Source organism: Streptomyces sp. NPDC052016, assembly GCF_044548445.1.
GTDB lineage: Bacteria > Actinomycetota > Actinomycetes > Streptomycetales > Streptomycetaceae > Streptomyces.
Map to the genome: position 1 here is coordinate 31,454 of NZ_JBIUBX010000021.1, position 14,975 is coordinate 46,428.

A 14,975-nucleotide genomic window follows, 5' to 3' on the forward strand; every position below is an offset into this window, starting at 1 on the left:
AGCGCGCGCTCGTCGCGGTGTCGGCGCCGTGAGGCGGCGAGCCGCTGGAGCGCCGGCGCACCGGCGTACCGGCGCCGTGGCGCGAGTGGAGATGTGGAAGTGCCTCGTGGTGCGCTTGACACGAAAATCGAACATCCATTCTTATGGAGGCTCCGGCGAGGCGCTCGGCGGGGATTTCGTCCCGTTTTGGGTAGGGACGTGCCCGAGTTATCCACAGGCCGGACCAGCGTCGGGGCGCATTGTCAGTGGCAGGCGTTAGCGTCTTTGACGTGAAGCGATCGACTCAAGCAAACCGGGTGGAACCCATGGCAGGAACCGACCGCGAGAAGGCCCTGGACGCCGCACTCGCACAGATTGAACGGCAATTCGGCAAGGGCGCGGTCATGCGCATGGGCGAGCGGTCGAAGGAGCCCATCGAGGTCATCTCGACGGGGTCGACCGCGCTCGACGTGGCCCTCGGCGTCGGCGGCCTGCCGCGCGGCCGTGTCGTCGAGATCTACGGACCGGAGTCCTCCGGTAAGACCACGCTGACCCTGCACGCCGTGGCCAACGCCCAGAAGGCCGGCGGTCAGGTCGCGTTCGTGGACGCGGAGCACGCCCTCGACCCCGAGTACGCGCGCAAGCTCGGCGTCGACATCGACAACCTCATCCTCTCCCAGCCCGACAACGGCGAGCAGGCCCTGGAGATCGTGGACATGCTGGTCCGCTCCGGTGCCCTCGACCTGATCGTCATCGACTCCGTCGCCGCGCTCGTCCCGCGTGCGGAGATCGAGGGCGAGATGGGCGACAGCCACGTCGGTCTGCAGGCCCGCCTGATGAGCCAGGCCCTGCGGAAGATCACCAGCGCGCTCAACCAGTCCAAGACCACCGCGATCTTCATCAACCAGCTCCGCGAGAAGATCGGTGTGATGTTCGGCTCCCCCGAGACCACGACGGGTGGCCGGGCGCTGAAGTTCTACGCCTCGGTGCGCATCGACATCCGCCGCATCGAGACCCTGAAGGACGGCACGGAGGCGGTCGGCAACCGTACCCGCTGCAAGGTCGTCAAGAACAAGGTCGCCCCGCCCTTCAAGCAGGCCGAGTTCGACATCCTCTACGGCCAGGGCATCAGCCGTGAGGGCGGCCTGATCGACATGGGCGTGGAGCACGGCTTCGTCCGCAAGGCCGGCGCCTGGTACACGTACGAGGGCGACCAGTTGGGCCAGGGCAAGGAGAACGCCCGCAACTTCCTGAAGGACAACCCCGACCTCGCCAACGAGATCGAGAAGAAGATCAAGGAGAAGCTGGGCGTCGGCGTGCGTCCGGAGGAGCCCGCCGCCGAGCCGGGCACGGACGCCGCGGCCGCCACGGGCGCGCCGGCGGACGACTCCGCCAAGACGGTTCCCGCTCCCGCTGCCAAGGCCGCCAAGACCAAGGCCGCGGCTGCCAAGAGCTGATCCGTGACGCGACGAACGGACTGGGCCGAGTACGACGCCTACCCCAGCCTCCCCGGTGATCCGGGGACCGGGGACGGCGGCGGCCTTGCCGGGGGCGACGGCTGGCCGGACGGCGACGGCCCGTACGGGAGCGACGGGCCGGACGGCGAGGGCCGGCGCCGTGGCGGCCGGGCCGGACGCGGTGGTGAGGGCGGTCCCCGAAGCGGACGCGGGCGCCGCCGGCGCGGCTTCGGAGAACCGTCCGCCGAGGACGAAGGCGCTCCCGACTCGTCGAGGGCCGAGAAGGGGGAGTCTTCGGGGGACCCGGCTGAGCGGGCCCGGGCGATCTGCCTGCGCCTGCTCACCGGGACCCCGCGCACACGGAAGCAGCTCGCCGACGCCCTGAGCAAGCGGGAGATCCCTGACGACGTGGCCGAGGAGGTGCTCTCACGGTTCGAGGAGGTCGGGCTAATCAACGACAGCGCCTTCGCGGACGCCTGGGTGGAGTCCCGGCACCACGGCCGGGGACTGGCCCGGCGCGCCCTCGCACAGGAACTGCGGACCAAAGGCGTCGACTCGACGCTGATCGACGAGGCGGTCTCCCAGCTCGACTCCGAGCGCGAGGAGGCGACCGCGCGCGAACTGGTCGCCCGCAAGCTGCGCTCGACCCGCGGCCTCGAACGCGACAAACGGCTCCGCCGTCTTGCCGGAATGCTCGCGCGCAAGGGCTACCCCCAGGGCATGGCCCTGCGCGTGGTCCGGCAGGCACTGGAGGAGGAGGGGGAAGACACGGAGTTCCTCGAGGACGGGGACGCCTGCGGGGACGTCTGACGGCAGGCGCTGAGATCCGACGGTGGGCGGCGCTGCGTCCAACGCTCGGTTCGGACACGGTGGACGCGCGGGGGCGCCCATCGCGTCCGGAGCCAGGGCGACAGGAGATGGCCTTCGCCGCGCGGATGGCCTTCGACGCGGCCGGCGCGAAGGACATCAGGATCGTGACCGTCAACGGCACCGACGAGGCGCTGGCCGCGCTCAAGGACGGCCGCTTCGCCGCCACGGTCTCCAACTCGGCCGCCGACACCGGTGAGCTGGCGATCGAGAACGCCGTTTCGCTGCTGCGCGGCGAGAAGGCGGACAAGGTCGACAAGACGCGGGCCCGCCTGGTCACCGGGGACAACGCGGACACCGCGCCGCTGTACTGCCCCGTCGACGACTACTGAGACACCGCCCTGTCCGGCGCCGCACCTCCACGCGGGTCCGTCCGCGAGGTCACCGGCAGCCCGGCCGCCCGCCACGCCTGGAATCCCCCCACCAGGTCGGTGGCCCGGCCCAGTCCCAGCCGGTGCAGTGACGCGGCGGCCAGGCTCGACGCGTAGCCCTCGTTGCAGATCACGACGACCCGCAGCTCGTGACCGGTGGCCTCGGGCACACGGTGGCTGCCCTGGGGATCCAGCCGCCATTCCAGCTCGTTGCGCTCGACGATCAGGGCGCCGGGTATCAGACCGTCCCGCTCGCGCAGGGCCGCGTACCGGATGTCGACGAGCAACGCCTCGCCCGCGCGGGCGGCCTCGTACGCCTCCCGTGCCTCCAGGCGCGCGTACCCCGCACGCACCCGTTCCAGCAACTCGTCGATGCCCAGGGGCCGCTGGTCGCTCACTGCCAGTCCTCCGGGCGCTCGACCTGCTCCAGTCGCAGTACCTGGCCGGTACGGCTGTAGCGGCGGATGCGGGGCAGCGGCGGGTAGTAGGCGTGCACGGAGACCGCGTGCTCGTGGGCCGACTCGTTGAGGACCTCGTGGACGTGGTGGCGTCCGAAGGCGCGGCCCCGGCCGGCCGGCAGCCGGCGCTCCCGGTCCACGCCCTCCGTCAGCTCCAGGGTGCGCCAGCCGTCGGTGGGCAGCCGCGCGGCGAGCGAGTTCTCCTTCAGCTCGCCGCGTGCGGTGAGGAACGCGCCCACCGAGTCGGCGTGGTCGTGCCAGCCGGTGCCGGTACCGGGCGGCCAGCCGATCAGCCAGGCCTCACTGCCGGCCGGTCCGTCCAGGCGCACCCAGGTGCGGCCCTCCGGGTCGAGGGGGAGCGAGGCGATGAGTTCGGTGTCGGCGGCCGTACGCCGGACGAAGTCGAGGAGGTCCGCCTGCGTGGGCGCGGATACGGCGGCGGACACGGGAACAACGGGAGGCAAGACAGACACGGGTACCGTCCTGGAAGTGTGCGCGGGGGAGCGCGCGGCAGCGCGAGAGCGCTCGGCGGCGCGCGCCGGTGGAAAGAGGACTGCGCGAATTCAGCAGGACGGACGACACACGCAGCCCGCGTAGCGGACGAGGTCCATATGGACCCTCCGCCACAGGCGCACACAGGTGTCGGTCACGATCCGGAGTACACCACGCGGGTGTGCACCGGTCAACTCAACGTCACCATGCGGACGGTGGGGTGACGTCGAGTATGGTCAGCGGATCGTCATGCCGGATGCCGATCCGGTCCGTACGCCTCCGGTCAGCCGATCGTCATACCGCGCGGCGGTCCGGTCCGTACGCCTCCGGTCACTTCGCCCCAGCCCCGGCCCGCGCGCCCACCGGGCCGCCCACTGCGGCCTCCGCCGCCGCGTACAGGTCGGCCGGGCGCACCCCGCTCAGCGCCGAGACCAGGTGGCCGTCGGGGCGGATCAGCAGGACGGTGTGGGCGGCGGCACCGGGGTAGCTCTCGGCCACCAGCAGCTCGGCCGGGCAGGGCAGGGCGGTCACCGCGCCGGCGAGGCGGGGCATGATTCCCGCGCTCACCCAGTGCTTGCGCTCCCACACGCCCGTGCCCGGCGCGATCAGCACGACGAGCAGGGCGCCGCGGCCCAGCCGGTCCCTCAGCCGCACGAAGGAGCCGTCCTCCGCCGTCACCCGCACGTCCTCCACCGGCGCGCCGAGGGGCGTGTCCACCGCGACCTCCGCCTCCAGGGGCCCGGGGGCGAGTGGGGAAGCGGCGTACGCGCCCGGCGCGCCCAGCTGGCCGCGGCCCAGGTGACCGTCCGTGAGCAGCACGTCATGGCGGGCGGCGCCGGGGACGTACGCCCTTATGCCACCGCTGCCGCGCAGCAGCGGCAGCGCCTGGTCGGCGGCGCGGAGTCGGGCCGCGACCACCGCGCGCCGCTCGGTCTGGTAGCTGTCGAGCAGTGCCTCGTGCGGACCGTGGTGCCAGGCCAGGGCCAGTTTCCAGGCGAGGTTGTCGGCGTCCCGCAGGCCCTCGTCGAGGCCCTGGGTGCCGAGCGCCCCGAGCAGGTGGGCCGCGTCCCCGGCGAGGAAGACCCGCCCGGCCCGCCAGCGGCGCGCCAGCCGGTGGTGGACCGTGTGGACCCCGGTGTCGAGCAGCTCGTACGCCGGGCTCGGGGCGTCGCTCCAGCCGACGAGGGTCTCGCGGATCCGGCTCACCAGGAGCTCGGGCGTGACGAGGTCCTTGCCGGGCGGCAGCAGCCAGTCCAGGCGCCAGACGCCGTCCGGCAGCGGACGTCCGGTGACTTCCCCGGCGGAGGGGCCGGACGTCCGCCAGGGCGGCATCCGATGGAGCAACGCCTCACCGGTCCAGGGAAGTTCCGCGCGCAACGCGGCGACGGCGTGACGTTCCACCGCCGTACGGCCGGGGAAGCGGATGTCCTGCAGTTTGCGGACCGTGGAGCGGGGGCCGTCGCAGCCGACCAGGTAGCTGCCGCGCCACCACGTGCCCTGGTGGCCGCGGGTGTGGGCCGTGACACCGGAAGGTTCCTGCTCGATCGTGTCCAGGCGGCTGCCCACCACCATCCGCACCAGCCGCTCGCCCATGAGGGCAGTGCGCAGGGCGCCGGTCAGGACGTGCTGGGCGAGGTGCAGCGGGGCCGGTTCGGTGTCGTCGAAAGTGATCTCGCGTGTCACCTGCTTGCGGCGCATCGCCCGCCATCCGGCCCAACGGACGCCCGCCTCGGCGAGAGAAATCCCGGTGAGCCGCTCCACCAGGGCCGCGGTGTCCTCGCGCAGGACGACGCTGCGCGCGAGCCGGTGTTCGTCCTTGCCCGGCCCTTCGTCGAGGACGATCGACGGTACCTCCTGACGCGCCAGCGCCGCGGCCAGCGTGAGCCCCACGGGCCCCGCTCCGACGATGATCACCGGGTCCACGGCGTGGCGCCCCCTGCCCGAGACGGCGTCCTCAGGGACGTGAGTGAACAAGAGGTTGGAGCAGGGTGCACGATCACAGAACGTATGCAACCTATTGCCGGTTCCCGCGTCAAGCGACGGAGGCAGTGGCGAGCCCGCCACTGCCTCCGTACAGGTCACACCACTTGAGCGGTCGTCAGACCTTGCCGGTCGCGCCGACCCCGTGGGTCCCGCCGGCCTCGGCCGCGTTGAGGTCCTCGACGTCCTCGGCGCCGAGCACCGCACCCGTGCCGCGCTTGCTGCGCCGCAGCCGGCCCTCCAGCCAGGAGGCGAAGGAGGTGAGGATGAAGTTGAGGACGATGAAGATGATCGCCACGACGATGAAGCTCGGGACGACGTTGGCGTAGTTGGCCGCCAGCGTGCTGCGCGAGTTCAGCAGCTCGGTGAAGCCGAGCATCACGCCGCCCAGCGCGGTGTCCTTCACGATGACCACGAGCTGGCTGACGATGGCTGGCAGCATCGCGGTGACCGCCTGCGGCAGCAGGATGCTGGTCATCGTCTGGCCCTTGCGCAGACCGATCGCGTACGCGGCCTCCGTCTGCCCCTTGGGCAGCGCGAGGATACCGGCCCGGACGACCTCGGCGAGGACCGACGCGTTGTAGAGCACCAGACCGGTGACGACGGCGTACAGCGGCCGGTCCTCGCTGCTGATGTCCGTGGAGCGGACGTAGAACTCGTTGGCGAACAGCATCAGCAGCAGCACCGGGATGGCGCGGAAGAACTCCACCACGGCACCGGCCGGGACACGCACCCAGCGGTGGTCGGACATACGTGCGATGCCGAAGACCGCGCCCAGCGGGAGGGCGATGACCATGGCGAGCGCCGCGGCCTTGAGCGTGTCGCCGAGGCCGGGCAGCAGGTAGGTCGTCCACGCCTCGGAGGTGGTGAACGGCTCCCACAGCGCCCACTCGAGCTGGTTCTTCTCGTCCATCTTCTGCCACATCCACCACAGCGCCAGGGCGAGGAGGACGAAGAAGAGGATGGAGAGGAGGACGTTGCGCCGCCTGGCACGGGGGCCGGGGGTGTCGTAGAGGACGGAGCTCATCGCTTCACCGCCAGTCGCTTGCCGAGCCAGCCGAGCAGCAGGCCGGTGGGAAGGGTCAGGACCACGAAACCGAAGGCGAAGACCGCGCCGATGGCCAGCGTCTGGGCCTCGTTCTCGATCATTTCCTTCATCAGGTAGGCGGCCTCGGCCACGCCGATCGCGGCCGCCACGGTGGTGTTCTTGGTCAGGGCGATCAGGACGTTGGCCAGCGGGCCGATGACCGCGCGGAATGCCTGTGGCAGCACGACGAGCCACAGCGTCTGGACGAAGCCCAGCCCGATCGCGCGCGCCGCCTCGGCCTGGCCGAGGGGCACGGTGTTGATGCCGGAACGGATCGCCTCACAGACGAAGGCCGCGGTGTAGGCGACCAGACCGAGCACTGCCAGGCGGAAGCCCTGGAGGTCGAAGTCGTCGGACGCGCCCATCGTCATGCCGAAGATGTCGGCGAGGCCGAGCGAGGTGAAGACGATGATGACCGTCAGAGGGATGTTCCGGACGATGTTGACGTAGGCGGTGCCGAACCCGCGCATCAGCGGGACCGGGCTGACCCGCATCCCGGCCAGCAGGGTGCCCCAGACCAGGGAGCCGACGGCGGAGAAGACGGTCAGTTTGACCGTCATCCAGAACGCCGCGAGGACGTCGTAGCCTTCAAGAAAGTCGAACACGATCTCCCGCGCTTCCGGGTGTGTGGCGTACGTGGAGGGCGTGGCGCGCCGCCGCCGTGATCGCGACGGTCGGCGGCGCGCCCGCGGAACCCCACGTCGGCCGCGGGATTCCTACGGCAGCGGATGCCGCATGGCGTGCGGAAGACGCCTTACTTGACGATGACGCCGATCTTCGGGGCCGGCTCGTTCTTGTAGTTGGCCGGGCCGAAGTTCTCGTCGACGGCCTTCTGCCAGGACTTGTCGTCGACCATCTTCTCCAGCGCGGCGTTGATCTTGTCGACGGTCTCCTTGTCGCCCTTCTTGACGCCGATGCCGTAGTTCTCGTTGCTGAGGTGCTCGCCCACCAGCTTGAACTGACCCTTGTACTTGTCCTGCGCGGCGAAGCCCGCGAGGATCGAGTCGTCCGTGGTCACGGCGTCGACGGCACCGCTCTGGAGAGCGGCGATGCACTCCGAGTAACCGCCCTGCTCGCGCAGGTTGGCCTTGGGGGCGATCTTGTCCCGGACATTCTGCGCCGAGGTCGAGCCCTGCACCGAGCAGAGGTTCTTGCCGTTGAGGTCCTCGCCCGCGGCGATCTTGGAGTCGGCCTTGACGAGCAGGTCCTGGTGGGCCAGCAGGTACGGGCCGGCGAAGTCGACCTTCTGCTTGCGCTCGTCGTTGATCGAGTAGGTGGCGACGATGAACTTCACGTCGCCGCGCGCGAGGGCGTTCTCGCGGTCGGCGCTCTTCGTCTCGACGAACTCGATCTGGTTCGCCTCGTAGCCGAGCTCCTTGGCGACATAGGTGGCGACGTCCACGTCGAAGCCCGAGAAGGAACCGTCGGGCTCCTTCAGGCCGAGGCCCGGCTGGTCGTACTTGATGCCGACCTTGATCTTGTCGCCGCCACCGTTGGATCCGCTGCCGGAGTCCTTGTCGTCGGAGCCGCACGCGGTGGCGGACAGGGCGAGGGCGAGGACGGCGGCCGAGGCGGCGGTGACCTTGCGAAGCTTCATGGTGAACTTCCTTTGGATGATGCCTTCGGGTGTCGAAGGAAAGAGGACCGTCGAAAAGCGGGTGACGAGGTCGTCGGGGATGCGCCGGGGCGCGTCAGTGGTGAAGGATCTTCGACAGGAAGTCCTTGGCGCGGTCGCTGCGCGGATTGCTGAAGAACTGGTCGGGCGTGGCCTCCTCGACGATGCGGCCGTCCGCCATGAACACCACGCGGTTGGCCGCCGATCGTGCGAAGCCCATCTCGTGGGTGACGACGATCATCGTCATGCCGTCCCGGGCGAGCTGCTGCATGACCTCCAGCACCTCGTTGATCATCTCCGGGTCCAGGGCCGAGGTCGGCTCGTCGAAAAGCATGACCTTCGGGTTCATGGCAAGGGCCCGCGCGATGGCGACGCGCTGCTGCTGGCCGCCGGAGAGCTGCGCGGGGTACTTGTCGGCCTGGGCGCCCACGCCGACCCGGTCCAGCAGTTCGCGGGCCCTCTCCTCGGCCTTCCGCTTGTCGGCCTTGCGGACCTTGATCTGGCCCAGCATCACGTTCTCGAGCACCGTCTTGTGCGCGAACAGGTTGAAGGACTGGAAGACCATGCCGACGTCGGCACGCAGCCGGGCCAGCTCCTTGCCCTCCTGGGGCAGCGGCTTCCCGTCGATCGTGATCGTCCCCGCGTCGATCGTCTCCAGGCGGTTGATGGTGCGGCACAGTGTGGACTTTCCGGACCCGGAGGGTCCGATGACCACGACGACCTCACCGCGCGCGATCGTCAGATCGATGTCCTGGAGAACGTGCAACGCGCCGAAGTGCTTGTTGACGCTCTTCAGGACGACCAGCTCGCCGGGCGCGGCCGCGTCTTCCTTGGCCACCGATACTTCGGTCATCGCTCTCAGGCTCCGTCCTCCTCGGTTTCGGAGGACAGTAGTAACCAGTCTCGACCAGCGTCATTACATCTGAGGGGAATCTGAGCATCACGATCCGATAGCAATCAGACACGTGTCGTAGCACTTGTGACCTGCGCGCGTATCGGCCGGATAACGGAAGCGCCGCGCAACCGGAACGCACTTGACGGCGTCCTCGTACATCAGCGTGACTGCCTTGGTGCACACGCGCGGGTGCACCGCTTTCGCGCGCGCCGAAGCTGTACGGCTTGATCGTACGACTGTGTACAGCGCCGGACCGAACGCCCGATGAACCGAAGGAGGCCGGGATGAGACTGCTGCTCGTCGAGGACGACAACCACGTCGCCGCCGCGCTGTCCGCGGTGCTGAAGCGGCACGGTTTCGACGTCACCCACGCGCGCAGCGGCGAGGAGGCGCTCCAGGCGCTCGTCCCGGAAGGGCCCGGCTTCGGGGTCGTCCTGCTCGACCTGGGCCTGCCCGACCAGGACGGATACGAGGTCTGCGGCAAGATCCGCAAGCGCACCTCCACCCCGGTCATCATGGTGACGGCCCGCTCCGACGTGCGCTCCCGCATCCACGGCCTGAACCTCGGCGCCGACGACTACGTCGTGAAGCCCTACGACACCGGAGAGCTGCTCGCCCGTATCCACGCCGTCAGCCGGCGCACCGTACCCGAGGACCCGGCCGCGGCCGGCGAGGGCACGATCGGCCTGGGGCCCGTCCACATCGAACTGCCGACCAGACGCGTCACCGTGGACGGCTCGGTCGTCCAGCTGACCCGCAAGGAGTTCGACCTGCTGGCGCTGCTCGCCCAGCGGCCCGGTGTCGTCTTCCGCCGGGAGCAGATCATCAGCGAGGTGTGGCGCACCAGCTGGGAGGGGACCGGGCGCACCCTGGAGGTGCACGTCGCCTCCCTGCGGGCCAAGCTGCGCATGCCCGCGCTGATCGAGACCGTACGCGGCGTCGGCTACCGCCTCGTCGCCCCGGCCGCGTAGCGGGGACCGTTGCGCACACGTCTCCTGCCGCTGCTCATCGTCCTGATGGCGGCCGTGCTGCTCGCGCTCGGCGTGCCGCTGGCCGTCAGCGTGGCCGGCGCGCAGCAGCAGAAGGTCGTCGTGGACCGCATCGACGACACGGCACGCTTCGCGGCCCTCGCCCAGTTCGTCACCGCTCCGCCGGCCACCTCCGGTGCCGGGGCCGCGACCAACGACGAGCGGCGCGACACGCTCAGCCGGGAGCTGGCCAGCTACTACGACGTCTACGGCATTCGTGCCGGTGTCTTCTACCGCAGTGACACCCCCATGGCTCATGCGCCGAGGGACTGGTACCTCCCCGAAACGGGCGAGGTGCGGGACGCCTACGAGGAGGCGTTCCTCAGCCGCCGGAGCCATGATCCCCGCCAGGTGTGGCCGTGGCAGCGCAACCGTCTGGTGGTGGCGTCGCCGGTGATCCGGGACGGTGACGTCGTCGCCGTCGTCGTCACCGACTCGCCGACCGGCGCCATGCGGTCGCGGATCCTGCACGGCTGGCTGGTCATCGGCGCCGGCGAGATCGCCGCGATGCTCCTCGCCATAGGAGCCGCCCTCCAGCTGACCGGCTGGGTGCTCAAGCCCGTGCGCGTCCTGGACGCGACCACCCACGACATCGCCACCGGACGCCTGAAGTCCCGGGTCGCGGTGGCCAGCGGTCCACCGGAGCTGCGGCGACTGGCCCGGTCCTTCAACGAGATGGCGGACAACGTCGAGGACGTCCTGGAGCAGCAGCGCGCCTTCGTCGCCGACGCCTCGCACCAGCTGCGCAACCCGCTCGCGGCGCTGCTGCTGCGCATCGAACTGCTGGCGTACGAGCTTCCGGAGGGCAACGAGGAGATCGCCTCCGTCCAGAACGAGGGCAAACGCCTCGCCCAGGTCCTGGACGACCTGCTCGACCTGGCGCTGGCCGAGCACACCGAGGCCGACCTGAGGATCACCGACATCGGCGCGCTGACCGCCGAGCGCGTCGCCGCCTGGGCGCCTACCGCGGAGGCCAAGGGCGTCCGCCTGGTGGGCGACTGCCCGCCCACCACGGCATGGGCCGACCCGGTCGGCCTGTCCAGCGCCCTCGACGCGGTGATCGACAACGCGGTGAAGTTCACGCCGGAGGGCGAGAGCGTCGAGGTGACCGTCGCCTCCGACGGCGAGGCCTCGACCATCGTGGTCGCGGACCACGGTCCCGGCCTGACCGACGAGGAGCTCGCGCGCGTGGGCGACCGTTTCTGGCGCAGCGGCCGCCACCAGAACATCAAGGGTTCGGGTCTGGGCCTGTCCATCTCCCGGACCCTGCTGGCGGCCGGCGGGGGATCGTTGTCGTACGACCATCACGAGCCCAAGGGGCTGAGGGTGACGGTGTCGGTGCCGCGGTCGAGGCCCACGGCCTGAGGCATGCGGGGGTGCCCCAGGGGACGGGGTGGGATCCCTACGGTTTCACGGACCGGTAGTAGCGCCGGGCGCCTTCGTGCAGCGGAAGCGGGTCGGTGTAGATGGCCGTGCGCAGGTCGACCAGCTGGGCGGAGTGGACGTGCGCCCCGATGCCGTCCCGGCTCTTGATCACGGTCCGGGTCAGCCACTCGGTGAGCCGGGGATCCATGTCCGTACGGGTCATCAGCAGGTTGGACACCGCGATCGTCGCCACGGCGGAGCCGTTCTGAATGGTGGGGTAGGCCGACTCGGGCATGTTGGTGGCCCGGTAGTAGCTGGTGGAGTCGTCCTGCTGGTGCATCTTGGCGACCAGCGTGGCGTCGATCGGCACGAACCGGAAGGAGAGGCCGTCGGCCAGCTTCTCCAGACCCGCCGTCGGCACTCCGCCCGACCAGAAGAACGCGTCGATCTTGCCCTGCTTCAGCTGCTCGGGCCCAGTGTCGATGCCCTCCGAGACCGCCGTGAAGTCCTTCCCCGGGGCCAGGCCCGCCGCCTTGAGCACCCGGTTGGCGATCAGCCGCACACCCGAGCGGGGCAGGCCCGTCGCGACCGTCTTGCCCTCCAGGTCCGCCACCGACCGGACGTCCGAGTCGCGCGCCACGACCAGCTGGACGTAGTCGTCGTACAGCCGGGCGACACCGCGCAGCCGGGCGGACGAGCCGCGGTTCTGCGCCTCGTACGTCGCCACCGCGTCGGCCGCGGCGATGGTGAAGTCGGCGTCGCCCTCGGCCACGCGCGCGACGTTCTCCTGCGAGCCGTTGCTGGTGGTCAGGTTGACGTCCAGGTGCGGCATGTCCTCGGCGAGCTCGGTGCGCAGACGGCTGCCGTACTCGTAGTAGACGCCGCTCGTCGTGCCCGTGCTGAAAGTGATCGTGCCGCTCGGCGGGTCCTCGCCCAGGGGCAGCAGCCACCACAGCAGCAGCCCGAGAACGGCGGCGCCGGCGGCCGCGCCCTGCAGGGCCCGGCGCCTGCCGATACGGGGGAACACCTTGGACATGCGCGCGATCCTGCCAGGCCGGGGCGGGGGCTGACCAGGGCGGAGCTCACAGCCGGGGGCGGCCGTGCGGGCCGACGGGACCGCCGACGGCCGCGGACGGACTCCGGCAGAGGTGTCAGTGGCCGCCGTTACAGTCGGTGCATGAGTTCCTCGCCCGTCTCGCCCGCCGACCTGGTCCGTGAGTTCCACCGCGTCTTCGGGCTCGATGTCCGCAGTACGCCGACGGAGGTGTCGCCCGACCTCGCCGCGCACCGCGGTGAGCTGCTCGCCGAGGAGGCCGCGGAGGTCGCCGAGGTCTCGGTGAGCGGCCCGCTGGACCGCCTCGCGCACGAGCTGGCCGACGTCGTCTACGTGGCGTACGGCACGGCCCTGGTGCACGGGATCGACCTCGACGCGGTGATAGCCGAGATCCACCGCTCCAACATGACCAAGCTGGGCCCCGACGGCCGGATCGCCCGCCGCGCCGACGGGAAGGTCCTCAAGGGCGAGCACTACGAGGCTCCGGACGTGTCGGGGGTGCTGCGCCGGCAGGGGTGGGTGCCCGAGGGGACGGCCTGACGGCCTGGCCCACCTGATGCCTGACGGCCGTTCGAGCGCCGGTCGTCCTGCTCGGGTGCCCGCCGGGGGCCTCCCGCCGGGGCGGGCGCTGCGGCTCCGTGCATCGGCTTCGCCGGGTGCGGGGGGTCAGCGGCGCTTTCGTTCCGCGCGGGTGCGGGTGCGGGTGCGGGTGCGGGTGCGGGTGCGGGCGCGGGTTCCGTTCCGTGCGGGCGCCGGCTCGTGGGACTCCAGCCGAGGAGGCCCAGGCGTCCCTCCGCGGGGTCCTGGGCGAGCCGGAACGTTGCCCGGGCGGGCTGACGGGTGACGGCTCGGGGCGCCGACCGGTGGTCGTCCCTGGCTGCGATCGTGGGCATGGGACCCGGAGGCGGGGCCGCCTTCTCCCGCCCGGGGCCAGTGCCCTGTGCTCCCCGCGTGCCCAAACGAACGCCGGGCCGCACGCGGAGTGACTGCCCGGCGTTGACGGGTCCTGCTTGACGGCCTGCGGACAGGCCGGTCGCGCGCGGCCCGGCGGGGCGGCCGGCAGGCGACCGTCTCCGGGGCCGCGCCCTCCGACCCCGGGCGTCAGTCACCCACGCGCGTCTCCGCCCGCACCTCGGCGACCTCCGCCGCCGGGGTCCGACGTGCCTCCCGGCGGCCGGCCCACCACAGGGCCATCGGTTCAGTGAAGCGGGCGGTGAGCGGACCCAGGACGACCAGGATCAGGACGTATGCCGTCGCCAGCGGGCCCAGGGACGGCTCGATGCCGGCCGTGACCGCCAGCCCGGCGATCACGATCGAGAACTCCCCGCGCGCCACCAGCGCACCGCCCGTGCGCCATCGGCCCTTGACCGAGATCCCGGCGCGCCGGGCCGCCCAGTAACCGGTGGCGATCTTCGTGGCGGCGGTGACGACGGCCAGCGCCAGGGCGGGCAGCAGGACCGGAGGGATGCTGGCGGGGTCCGTGTGCAGGCCGAAGAACACGAAGAAGACGGCGGCGAACAGGTCCCGCAGCGGGCTCAACAGGGTGTGCGCTCCCTCGGCGACCTCCCCGGACAGCGCGATGCCCACCAGGAACGCGCCGACCGCCGCCGACACCTGGAGCTGCTGCGCCACACCGGCGACCAGGATCGTCAGCCCCAGGACGACGAGCAGCAGCTTCTCCGGGTCGTCGTTGGAGACGAAGCGGGAGATGACCCGGCCGTAGCGCACCGCCGCGAACAGCACCAGGCCGGCGACGCCCAGCGCGATCGCCAGGGTCATGCTGCCGGCCGCGAGCCCCACCCCGGCCACCAGCGCGGTGACGATCGGCAGGTAGACCGCCATCGCCAGGTCCTCCAGGACCAGGACGCTCAGGATCACCGGTGTCTCCCGGTTGCCGACCCGGCCCAGATCGCCCAGCACCTTGGCGATCACCCCGGACGACGAGATCCAGGTGACCCCCGCGAGGACCACGGCGGCCACCGGGCCCCAGCCCAGCAACAGCGCGGCGGCCGCGCCCGGCACGGCGTTGAGGGCGCAGTCCACGAGACCCGCCGGGTAGTGCGCCTTGAGGTTGGAGACCAGATCGCTCGCCGTGTACTCCAGGCCGAGCATCAACAGCAGCAGGATGACGCCGATCTCGGCGCCGATGGCCACGAACTCCTCGCTCGCGCCCAGCGGCAGCAGCCCGCCCTCGCCGAAGGCGAGACCGGCCAGCAGGTACAGCGGTATGGGGGAGAGCCGGAACCGGCCGGCGAACCGGCCGAGCAGGCCGAGGCCCAGGATGATGGAACCGAACTCGATCAGCAGAACGGCGGAGGAGTGCACCG

General features: G+C 71.1%; 16 protein-coding genes. 6 read left to right on the top strand and 10 right to left on the bottom strand.

Annotation, left to right across the window (positions count from 1 at the left end):
- Positions 1-305: 305 nt before the first annotated feature.
- From recA to ACIHAR_RS25270, 3 genes are all read left to right on the top strand, one after another.
- The gene (recA, locus tag ACIHAR_RS25260; RefSeq protein WP_400022012.1) at positions 306-1,436 is read left to right on the top strand and encodes a recombinase RecA; all 1,131 of its coding nucleotides are present in this window, start codon (positions 306-308) and stop codon (positions 1,434-1,436) included.
- A gap of 3 nt (positions 1,437-1,439) precedes the next feature.
- Entirely contained in the window at positions 1,440-2,246 is an 807-nt protein-coding gene (gene recX / locus ACIHAR_RS25265) for a recombination regulator RecX (RefSeq protein ID WP_400022014.1), read from the top strand.
- Between the two features lie 107 nt (positions 2,247-2,353).
- Positions 2,354-2,635: a sugar ABC transporter substrate-binding protein gene (locus ACIHAR_RS25270; RefSeq protein WP_400022016.1), complete on the top strand. Its 282-nt coding sequence runs from the start codon at positions 2,354-2,356 to the stop codon at positions 2,633-2,635.
- On the opposite strand, the gene ACIHAR_RS25275 is transcribed toward ACIHAR_RS25270, so the two are convergent.
- The 8 genes from ACIHAR_RS25275 to ACIHAR_RS25310 all read right to left on the bottom strand — a co-directional run bounded on the left by ACIHAR_RS25275 (position 2,629) and on the right by ACIHAR_RS25310 (position 9,159).
- Positions 2,629-3,072, bottom strand: a complete 444-nt coding sequence (locus ACIHAR_RS25275; protein ID WP_400022018.1) for a rhodanese-like domain-containing protein — start codon at positions 3,070-3,072, stop codon at positions 2,629-2,631. The genes ACIHAR_RS25270 and ACIHAR_RS25275 overlap by 7 nt on opposite strands.
- Entirely contained in the window at positions 3,069-3,596 is a 528-nt protein-coding gene (locus ACIHAR_RS25280) for a cysteine dioxygenase (protein WP_400022139.1), read from the bottom strand. Before ACIHAR_RS25280 ends, ACIHAR_RS25275 begins: the two co-directional genes overlap by 4 nt.
- A gap of 99 nt (positions 3,597-3,695) precedes the next feature.
- Positions 3,696-3,782, bottom strand: coding sequence for a putative leader peptide (locus tag ACIHAR_RS25285; RefSeq protein WP_313960178.1), 87 nt, complete (start codon positions 3,780-3,782; stop codon positions 3,696-3,698).
- A 172-nt stretch (positions 3,783-3,954) separates the two neighbouring features.
- Positions 3,955-5,547: an FAD-dependent monooxygenase gene (locus ACIHAR_RS25290; RefSeq protein ID WP_365458982.1), complete on the bottom strand. Its 1,593-nt coding sequence runs from the start codon at positions 5,545-5,547 to the stop codon at positions 3,955-3,957.
- Positions 5,548-5,722: 175 nt separating this feature from the next.
- Complete coding sequence (locus tag ACIHAR_RS25295; protein WP_365458979.1) at positions 5,723-6,631, bottom strand: amino acid ABC transporter permease; 909 nt, start codon at positions 6,629-6,631, stop codon at positions 5,723-5,725.
- Positions 6,628-7,296, bottom strand: a complete 669-nt coding sequence (locus ACIHAR_RS25300; protein WP_365458976.1) for an amino acid ABC transporter permease — start codon at positions 7,294-7,296, stop codon at positions 6,628-6,630. The genes ACIHAR_RS25295 and ACIHAR_RS25300 overlap by 4 nt, the downstream gene beginning before the upstream one ends.
- Before the next feature lie 149 nt (positions 7,297-7,445).
- On the bottom strand, positions 7,446-8,288 hold the full coding sequence (locus ACIHAR_RS25305) for a glutamate ABC transporter substrate-binding protein (protein ID WP_365458973.1): 843 nt from the start codon (positions 8,286-8,288) through the stop codon (positions 7,446-7,448).
- Positions 8,289-8,382: 94 nt separating this feature from the next.
- Positions 8,383-9,159 carry an amino acid ABC transporter ATP-binding protein gene (locus ACIHAR_RS25310; RefSeq protein ID WP_365458970.1) on the bottom strand — a complete coding sequence of 259 codons (777 nt, stop codon included), beginning with the start codon at positions 9,157-9,159 and terminating at the stop codon, positions 8,383-8,385.
- Between the two features lie 326 nt (positions 9,160-9,485).
- Between ACIHAR_RS25310 and ACIHAR_RS25315 the strand changes: the two genes are divergently transcribed.
- Both ACIHAR_RS25315 and ACIHAR_RS25320 read left to right on the top strand, forming a co-directional pair.
- Positions 9,486-10,172: a response regulator transcription factor gene (locus ACIHAR_RS25315; protein WP_365458967.1), complete on the top strand. Its 687-nt coding sequence runs from the start codon at positions 9,486-9,488 to the stop codon at positions 10,170-10,172.
- A 9-nt stretch (positions 10,173-10,181) separates the two neighbouring features.
- Positions 10,182-11,594 carry a HAMP domain-containing sensor histidine kinase gene (locus tag ACIHAR_RS25320; protein WP_365458964.1) on the top strand — a complete coding sequence of 471 codons (1,413 nt, stop codon included), beginning with the start codon at positions 10,182-10,184 and terminating at the stop codon, positions 11,592-11,594.
- A 37-nt stretch (positions 11,595-11,631) separates the two neighbouring features.
- Here ACIHAR_RS25320 and ACIHAR_RS25325 read toward each other — a convergent pair whose 3' ends face one another.
- On the bottom strand, positions 11,632-12,630 hold the full coding sequence (locus ACIHAR_RS25325) for a TAXI family TRAP transporter solute-binding subunit (RefSeq protein ID WP_365458961.1): 999 nt from the start codon (positions 12,628-12,630) through the stop codon (positions 11,632-11,634).
- A gap of 141 nt (positions 12,631-12,771) precedes the next feature.
- Between ACIHAR_RS25325 and ACIHAR_RS25330 the strand changes: the two genes are divergently transcribed.
- Positions 12,772-13,188, top strand: a complete 417-nt coding sequence (locus ACIHAR_RS25330) for a MazG nucleotide pyrophosphohydrolase domain-containing protein (protein WP_400022023.1) — start codon at positions 12,772-12,774, stop codon at positions 13,186-13,188.
- Positions 13,189-13,749: 561 nt separating this feature from the next.
- Here ACIHAR_RS25330 and ACIHAR_RS25335 read toward each other — a convergent pair.
- On the bottom strand, positions 13,750-14,973 hold the full coding sequence (locus ACIHAR_RS25335; protein WP_365458955.1) for a cation:proton antiporter: 1,224 nt from the start codon (positions 14,971-14,973) through the stop codon (positions 13,750-13,752).
- Between the last annotated feature and the right edge of the window lie 2 nt (positions 14,974-14,975).